The organism is Sphingobacterium psychroaquaticum, from assembly GCF_900177625.1.
In the GTDB taxonomy this organism is placed as follows: Bacteria; Bacteroidota; Bacteroidia; order Sphingobacteriales; family Sphingobacteriaceae; genus Sphingobacterium; species Sphingobacterium psychroaquaticum.
In genome coordinates this window covers 282,243-291,689 of sequence record NZ_FXAU01000001.1, presented here as the reverse complement: position 1 = coordinate 291,689, position 9,447 = coordinate 282,243, and the positions used below count along the sequence as shown (strand labels likewise).

Sequence of the window (9,447 nt, the reverse complement as noted above, 5' to 3'; positions counted from 1 at the left end):
TTGATGATCTCGTTCTTTACATCTTCGTTTGAAATGATATCCGTAAAGTTCTGGATTACGCTTGCTGGGATATCGATCTTAACACCCGTTCCTGCTACAGGCTGACCCGCTGCGTCGATCTCCACCTCGTTGTAATACGTATAGGTGCCGTCCACGTTATCTTTAAGTACGGTAACCGTTTGAACAGACTGTACCATCTCTTCGAAAGTAATCGTAACCGGACTACCATTCTTTGTATAGGTAAAGCTTGTACCATCGTAATACACCGCACCCTCAACCTCTTTCAATAAATTGGTAACACTCTGATTGTTAATAATTGTTTCGAAATTATCAATCACATCCTGCGTTACATTAATATCGACACCTTTTGACAAAATAGGCGCACCTGTCCCGTCAAAAGCCTTTTCGTTGAAATACGTGTAAAGACCATTTCCTTTTGGATCAAGGAGCGTAATCGTCTCCGTTCCTTTGATAATCTCCTGCAGGTTAATCGTTACTGGATTATTCGATTCATCCACATACGTAATAACATTTGTTACCGGATCGTAGTTGATATTTGCCGTCGCATTGGCACCACCTACAGCAACCCACTTCACGCCGTTATTATAGTAGATTCCCGGTTTTACTTTATCATTCGTTGCTGTATTATACACCATTATCCCAGCCACATGCGCCGTAAGCGGGCTCGCACTTTCCAGTGTCGAAAGCTCCACTCTGGAGAAGAGTAATCCTTTATTTTTACTCTCCAATTCCAAAATGGCATTGGCGTTTGGCATGTTACTCCCATTGGTAACTGTGCCATCAAATACTTTTTGCTGCGCGTACACTCCTCCCATAGAAAGGAAGAAGAAAAAGCTGAACAAGACCTGTTTATTCATAATAATTTAAAAATGTGTTTTTAACTAATTTCAATACAATTCCACCCCAAAAAAAGCGGCTTTCACACCGTTCTTTAGGCTACATGTTTTTATAAAAATTTGACTATTTCACGAAGTTTTTATCGTGTGAATAATTTCAAAAAAAGGTTATACTTCACATCATAAACATCTCATAACCACCTGTTGCACAGCCTTAAAAAACAGTATACAAAAGTATAGCGAACCGAAACAACGAGTGACCAAAATAAGACAGGATACAATCGTAAAAAGACCATATTTTATTGTAAAAGACTAACAAATATTGGTTGTTGCACGTAAATGACCATTAACACTTTTTAATTTGAGATTTACGGCAGTAAATATTCGAGCATTTTACCATTCTCTACTAGGTCCAGGGTTCATTATTAAAAAAGCTCCTTGCGTGATACCGCAAGGAGCTTTTCTAAATCTTGGCTAATTCGTACAACGTTAATCCGTTCCCGGAGCGACATCAATCGCTTCCAGTGTATTCTCCTGCACATATTTAACCGCCCAAGCTAACGCATTGGCATAGATGTGGCTGTTGTATGTATTCGGTGTATATGCCGTATTCACAACCGGTGCTCCGGAACTATTAATCCGAGCAGGATATGAATCGCTATCACCACGTGTTACCCCACCGACATACGCTCCACCATCACCGGATACAAAGAGACCTAAAGTCGTATGTCGTATCAACGCATATGTCCCTGCCGAGGCGTGATCTGCAAGTCCAACTAGAGAAGACGACAGGTTACCGAAAGCATAGTTATCCGAACGGTCACCACCAAATACTTTACCCCGCACATCGCCAAACGGACCATTTATAATCGGATCGTTCAGATTACTAATATTGTAATGTTTCGACCCCGGCTTCGTTAAACTCACCGATCCTCCCGCAACACCATTAATCAAGGCGGCCAATCCACTTAGATCATCTTGTTGCTGTACAATAACGACACCTTTTTTATTTACAATAAAGTCGACTAATACCGCGGCAGTAGCCGATGTAATATTAGCGCCATAGCCCGTTACAATAATATCGATATTATTGGTATTGATGTAAGTAGATAGTGCACTTGCACTCAGTGATCCTGAATTAAATACGTTAAAACCTTCCATCTTCACCGTTCCCGTTGGGCCGAAGTTCGCGGTCGTTTTCGGAATGACACTTGCTGTATAGTTGCTGGATCCTGGAATAGGCGTATAGGCTGTACCACCGTATCCTAGCAGATTCATTTTTCTATAAATAAAAGGAATCTCCACCGAACAACTGCTACTTGTCGCGCTATTCGTTGTTATATTATAGGTAAATGTGCCATCTGTAGTACCTTTTCCTGTGGCATTCAAGTACACGGTTTGTTGACCGGTAGTTGCGAAAGTTCCCGAACCACTAAAGGTAACCCCATTTTCGGTCTGTGTGGAAATCGTCCAAGCACCTGGGTACGAAACAATAACATCTAATTTAATTTGATTGGAAGGTTTCATATCCACATTTGGCGCATACGCCCCTATAGCTTGTATACTATTACAGGTGGTTGTATAATTAACAGGTTGCGCTTCCACCGGAACTGTCACCTGACAGCTGGTACTACCTCCCGTTGGTGTACCCAATACCGTTAACATGATATCGTTTGTTCCTGTTGGAGTTCCACTACCCTGCAATACCACCTTCTGCTTTCCTAAGGCACGTAATGCGAGTGGTCCTGAAGAGAATGAAATGCCTCCCGGCCCTGTAGCTTTAATATCGGTTATATCCCCTGTTTTGACTACATCGATCTCTATTTCAATGGTATTGTCCAAAGTCAATGGCACATCTTGCTTATAGGTACCTTTAACAACCGCATTAGCACAATCTATCGTGTAGGCAACTTGTTGTAAATTAATTAGCACATCACAAGTAGTTGTACCTGAAGAAGCATCTGAATTAGTTAGTACTGAAAATGTATCGGTTGTCGGATCATTACTTAACGGCACGCCACTTCCCATTAGATGAACGATTTGGGTTCCCGTACTATTAAATGTTCCTTCGCCTTTAAAGGAGTAACCGTTCACTTCCGGTGTCCACATGGACCAATCTCCTACTTGTGTTATATTGACAGCAACCGAAATGAAATTGAGTTCTGTTAACGGGATCCCTACCATGTATAATCCCTGCGCACTCGTCGACTGACAAGTTAATGTATACGCTACTTCGGCATTCTCGACAAAAAGATTTGGTTCACAGTCGGTCAGTACAACGCCTTGCATGGTAATCTTAAGCTTATCTCCATCTTCCCCCGGCTGATAGCCTCTTCGTGGTTTACCTGTCCCTGGCAGATACAAGGTATAATTCCCGGAAGCCGGAAAGGTCCCTGATACAGAAAAATAATAACCATTATCAGTCGATGCTAAAATATCATAGGTTCCGGGTTGCGACACCGAAACGGGGATCTCTAAATAATTACTGGCATCCAGGTTAACCCCCTCCTTCAACAAACCATTAATTTTTACATTGTTACAATTTGGAATGGTCATGACAGCTGGAGGAGGCGTACCACATAAACTCAACCAGTTATTTGTCACTTCTACCCAATAGTTAATACAATTGGTTGTGGTATTAAAAATAATTAGGCCGTTTATTTTACGTGCGTTCGGTATGGCATCTCTTTCCGCCGTTGTCATCCGCGGTAGTAAAAAACCTTTAGCCTTACTTTCCAACTCTAAAATTGCCCCATCAAAAGGTTCTGTGGAGGTTCCTCCAATCGTACCGTCCTTAATTTTGGTCATCTTATTTTGCGCCCAAACGACTGTTGTAAGCTGCAGCAGAAGACAACAGGCTAAGAACAGTATGCGTAATCCATTTAGAATAATCCTCATATTTGTAATTTTAAGTCAATACAGCTAATCCGCTGATTAATAAGTGATGTTAAAGAAATTAAATATACATATTTCATTATTAAAAATATTATTTCTTAAAAAGATACATCATTATCAAAAAGAAGGAAAACTAATGTTTCCCTCCTTTTAACCTACCTCATAATTAATTTCGTTTAATCAATAGATATGATTTAAACTCTCTAATCTTATTTCCCTTTATCGCCCGGATAATCGGGTAATACGTCCCTTCATTCAGATTTCCTCCGCCCCACTCATCTTTATAATCTGCATTGCGATACACTTCATTACCCCAACGGTTCATAATAATAAGCTCGATACGATCATAGTTCTCTCGGCCTACGATTACAAAATTATCGTTCTTGCCGTCCCCATTTGGTGTAATGACATTCGGGATCAACAGTTCTCTCGGATCTACCACGACTGTTACATTCGCGCGATCTTTCAGGCCATTCTCATCCGTTATCTCGTACTCGAAGACATCCGTGCCAATAAACCCATCATTTGGTGTATAGGTAATACTGCCATCTGGATTCACCACCACCGTTCCATTAGCCGGTTGTTTCGTAATGATAACCGAGGTTGGGATAATCGCACTGGATCCAGGGACATCATTTTCGAGCACATTAATGGCTACATTTTCGCCGTAGGTCATGGTCTTTTCATCGTCCACGGCTGTTGGTCCTTTCTTATCACCCGAGAATTTGGTAAACCAGGTTCCCGATAAGGTATTGGACGCCTGGGTCTCGATATCCGTCCGTGTATGTATGCCTGCGGCATCCACTGTGGTCACATCGCCAATCCAGTTTCCACCATCTGCATTCTGCATGATTTTCGCATCGGCATCAACATACGCTATACCGTTGGTTTGCATATTATGCATTAAGGTATAGGTCATATTCATCTTCGTACCGGCAAAAATATTCCAGATACGATCCATACCAATCAGCTCATTAACAATATTGAGATTAATGGCGTTATATGTATTGACAGAAACATAGATTTTGGAGGCCGCTGCTGTAGGCACCAACGTGGCCGGTGTATAGTCTTCCGCTAACACACCAACCGGGAATACGAATGTACCCACCGTGCTGTAGTTCTTGATCATATGACCACTCAACTTATCATCGGTTACCACCATGCGCGAACGACTATAATTCAACAGGTTCCCGGAGCTAGACAACTCCAAATCGTATCCGTTTAAGAAGACATTGGCACCATCAACACGCATATCCAGGGACTTCCCAATCTTTAACGCCGCGGCCTTATCTCCTGTTGGCATCGTACCCTTTTCGAACTCCGGAACCGACATATCGGTTAGCTTTATCCCCTTTTTATTGTTCAAGACCATATTCAGGTCGATATACGCGCCGTCATTACCATCGATTGCGGTAGCCTGCGAGGCCCAGCCTTCGTGAAGAGGGTTTGTCGCCGGGTCATGAATAAATAGGGTACCCGTACCATCAATCTTAGCCGTTGGTGCAATCCATACATTCTTACTGTAGATGTGCACTTCACCATTCACCGTCCAATGACTCGTAGGTCCCAAATAAAGACTTTCCGAATAGATAACATGATAACTGCCCACAGCGACCTGCGTTTTACCATTATCTGATTCAAAGCTCTTTTCACCATTTTTCTGTCCATAAGATAAGAAAAACAGCATATTAAATAAAAGCCATATACCTAGTTTTAACCTCATTGTATTCGCTTTAATATTGTTTTAGTTTTCCCTTTCCTCGACAGCTATCAAGGAAAGGGAAAGTTTATTCATATCCGCCCAACTACACCCTACTCCGGTTTGTTATCCTGTACATATTTAATCGCCCAGGCAACGGCATTGGCATACACAAAACTGTTATACACCACGGCACCTCCATCATAGCCTTTCGATAGCGGAGCTCCAGAACTTGAAACCTTCGCTGGCCAGATCGTTGTCGAGGTGTTGGTCACATCCCCTGCAGTCCATCCCGAATCACCGACATACATAAAGCCAAGGGTATTGTGTTTTATAATATGAGCCCGACTCGCATTTCCCTGCTGTGTTGCCAAAATTGTCATATTGGATGGCACATTAGTGACATAGTACGAGTTATTCACATCTGAACCTGTTCCTTTAAGTCGCATATCACCAAATGGTCCGTTCAAAACCGGGTCGTTCACACCCAGAATTGGGTTGTAATAGGTTGTTCCCGTTCCTGAAACCGTCACATTTCCGCCCGATATACCATTAATAATGCTTGCCGTTGCTGATGTGCTTGTCTCCTGAGAGAAAATCAATGCACCTTTTTTGTTTACCACAAAATCTACTAAAATATCAATGGTAGCGCTGTTTGGTATGTAGTTATAGCCAATAACAATAATATCGATATTGTTATTCGTGATATTGGACTGTAATGTCGATCCGTAACCATATGCCCCATTGTGGATGTTCATCCGTTCGACCTTCACGATTCCATTCGGACCAAAGTTGGTCGAACTCGCCAAGATGGATCGTGATGACTGCGAAGTTCCTGCACTACCAGGCTGATACGTTCCTCCACCAAGACCTAGAATGTTCATTGTCCGATACACAAAGGTCAAAGATTTCACACAGGTTGTATTACCCGCAACACTGTTTGACGTTAAATTGAAGCTAAAGTCGCCCCCCGTTAGTGGCGTACCTTCAGCCACCAAGGTAACCGTTTGTGCCCCTGTTGTCGCAAAGGTTCCTGATCCTTTAAAGATGACGCCGTTTTGCGTATCCGTCGTAATACTCCAGCTGCCTACATAAGTTGGCGTCACGGTAAGCGTCATGGTATTGCTGCTTGTCATCGCGACATTCGGTCTATAGTTCCCTTGAACCGCAATACTACTACAGCTCATGGTATAGTTTACTGGTTGGGCGTCTATTGGAACTATAACCTGACAAGTACCACCTCCCTGCGTTGTTCCACCAGGTGTTCCCGTCAAAGTTAAAGTCGTCGATCCTGATTTTGTCGGTTTACCTTCCCCGTATAAAATCACATTTTGTGGTCCCACTTCCCGAATCGCTAATGGACCGGATCTGAACACAATACCATCCGTTACGGTGGTGGTAATTTCGGTATCCCCTGTCTGTGTCACGTTGATCGGCAACGTTATCGTATTCGATGTCGTCAGTGTGACATCATGCATATAGCTACCATTGACCGTTGCTCCGCCACAATCCATCGTGTAAGCAATAGCTAATAGTGGAATCTGCACGTCCGAACAATTACTTGGTGTATCCGAGTTGTCAATCAGTGTAAATACATCAACCTGTGGATCAGCATCAATTGGTGTCCCTGTCCCTAACAGCTCGATCGTTTGTACACCTGCATCTGTAAACGTACCACTCCCCGAAAATGAGTATCCATTTACGGTATTGGTCCGAATACTCCAATAGCCAGTTGAGGTAACATTCACTCGCAACACGATCTTGTTGTTTGCATTCATCGGTACACCGAGCATATAGGAACCTTGCACGTCCACACCACCTGCGGTATTACAATCAATAATATAGTTTACATTCGCATTTTCAACCGGAACATAGGGTTTACATGTTGTTTCTATTCCATGGATCTTTATGGTCAACTGATCCCCGGGCTCTCCGTCATTGTATCCCCGCTGTGGCGTACCAGCTCCTGGCAGGTAGAGTGTAAAAGTACCCGCCGTTGGGAAGGAACCAGTTGTACTGAAATAGTAACCGTTATCGGTACTCGCCACCACATCGTATGTTCCCGGCTGCGTAACGACTACGGTAATCTCTAAATAGGTGCTCGCATCGATCCCTTGTCCTTGCTTCAGTGTTCCACTGAGTTTTACTTTGGCACAGTCTACTGTCATAACCGCTGGTGGCGGCGTACCACAGATACTCAACCAGGTCCCCATATTACTTTCCCAGTAATTAAAACAGCCTGTTGTGGTATTATAAATTAACAAACCAGCTGTACGGCGGGCTGCCGGGATAGCATCCCGCTGCGCGGTGGTAAGCCTCGGAGCCAGGAAACCTTTGTTATTAGTTTCCAGCTCCAGCACGGATCCTTCGAACGGCTCTGTCGATGTTCCGGAAACCGTACCGTCCTTTATTTTTGTCATTCTTTGCTGTGCGTCTACGTCTCCTGTCACCAGGAACAGGAGCATCAGCATCAGCAAAGACTTCCATTCTAATTTTATATGTATATTCATAGGGTTTTCTTCTTACATGATAGCGTGCTACCGTAAACAGTTATTTCTTCTCCAGTAACATGCGTTCCAGTTTCTCCAAACGCTCTTTTAAGCTTTCGCTCTCTTTTTTCAAATTCTGGATCTCTGTACTTTGGATCTGCATAAAGCCTTTCTGTTCTTTGATTTTATTATTTTGTTCAATAACATGCAGGTATAGCTCTTCTGTTTTTTCCAGCAGCTGAATAGAGAGTTCCGACACATTGAATGAATAGCCTTCCGCCGTTTTCTCCAATTGATCGATCGGTGTAATGCCTGGTAAATGCCGGTGTGTTTTCACAAAGCTTTCCACCTCATCCAGTGTCTTGAACTTGTAGTCTAACTTGATAGCGGATTCTCCTTCAAAATAATCTTCAAATACGTAATCGGCGTAGTAACTGTTAATCGTGGTGATTGAACCGTTTACACGTAATTTTTCATTGATTGCTGAAGTTTTTTCATCGGTTCCTATACCAACCCATCCTTGAATGTACACATCGTCAGTATTTGATGTTGCACCTGTTTTGGTCGCTACCGAGAACCATGGTTCCTGTACAATTGGCCCAAGATTAATGTTGTGTACTTGCTCATTTTCATCCATGTATACTAGGCGCTTGTTATCAATGTCAATCCGCAGTGTTGTTAATGTCTGTGCATCTCCAACGAGATCGACTAGATCAAATGGCGTTGCATTCCCTTGCTCGTCGGTGTACACAAGCTGATGCAGTGCTCCATCGTATGAAAGAGTCGTTAATGTTTCTCCAGCTTTAACAATCGTAGAGATTTCAAGATCATGTAGCTCACCGTGCTCATCCTTATATTGCAGGAAATACTCTTTCAACTTTTGCCCTGGTACCTCTGGGTCATCAATTTCTTCTTCACGCATGATTAACGTAGTCAATGTTTCGTTGTCTTTGACAATCGTAGAAATATCGACATCGACAACATTACTACCGTCTACGTATGTAAATTTCGAACCATCGAAGCTGACATTGCCTTCCACGTTCGTGATAAATTCATTTAGAATGTTTGTAACAGCTGGATTGTTAACGATCTCCTCAAAATTCTGGATCACATCTGCTGGAACATCGATCGTCGTCTGTGTACCATCCTCACTCGTATACGTGTACGTACCATCGCCATTGTTCACTAACGTGGTAACCGTCTCATTCAACTTAACCAAGTCGTTCAGGTCGATAACAACCGTATCGCTACCGTCAACATACGTAAAGTTCGATCCGTCGAAGCTGACATTGCCTTCCACATTCGTGATGTATTCGTTCAGGATATTCTGAACGTCGCCGTTCTTGATGATCTCCTCAAAATTCTGGATCACATCCGCTGGAACATCGATGGTCGTCTGTGTACCATCCTCACTCGTATACGTGTATGTACCGTCACCATTGTTCACCAAGGTCGTAACCGTCTCGTTCAATTTAACCAAGTCGTTCAGGTCGATAACAACCGTATC

The 9,447-nt window shown here is 43.0% G+C and carries 4 protein-coding genes and 1 pseudogene; all 5 read right to left on the bottom strand.

Annotation, left to right across the window (positions count from 1 at the left end):
• Positions 1-878 (bottom strand): hypothetical protein (locus tag B9Y69_RS19155; RefSeq protein WP_200811725.1); only part of this gene is annotated, 878 nt, incomplete at its 3' end.
• 468 nt (positions 879-1,346) lie between these two features.
• Positions 1,347-3,755 (bottom strand): hypothetical protein, encoded by a 2,409-nt coding sequence (locus tag B9Y69_RS01240; RefSeq protein ID WP_144036475.1) that lies wholly within the window; start codon positions 3,753-3,755, stop codon positions 1,347-1,349.
• Positions 3,756-3,918: 163 nt separating this feature from the next.
• On the bottom strand, positions 3,919-5,475 hold the full coding sequence (locus B9Y69_RS01235) for a T9SS type B sorting domain-containing protein (protein ID WP_085471201.1): 1,557 nt from the start codon (positions 5,473-5,475) through the stop codon (positions 3,919-3,921).
• Positions 5,476-5,564: 89 nt separating this feature from the next.
• The gene (locus tag B9Y69_RS01230; RefSeq protein WP_085471200.1) at positions 5,565-7,961 is read right to left on the bottom strand and encodes a hypothetical protein; all 2,397 of its coding nucleotides are present in this window, start codon (positions 7,959-7,961) and stop codon (positions 5,565-5,567) included.
• Between the two features lie 40 nt (positions 7,962-8,001).
• A pseudogene (locus B9Y69_RS01225) lies at positions 8,002-9,447 on the bottom strand (hypothetical protein); the annotation flags it as partial.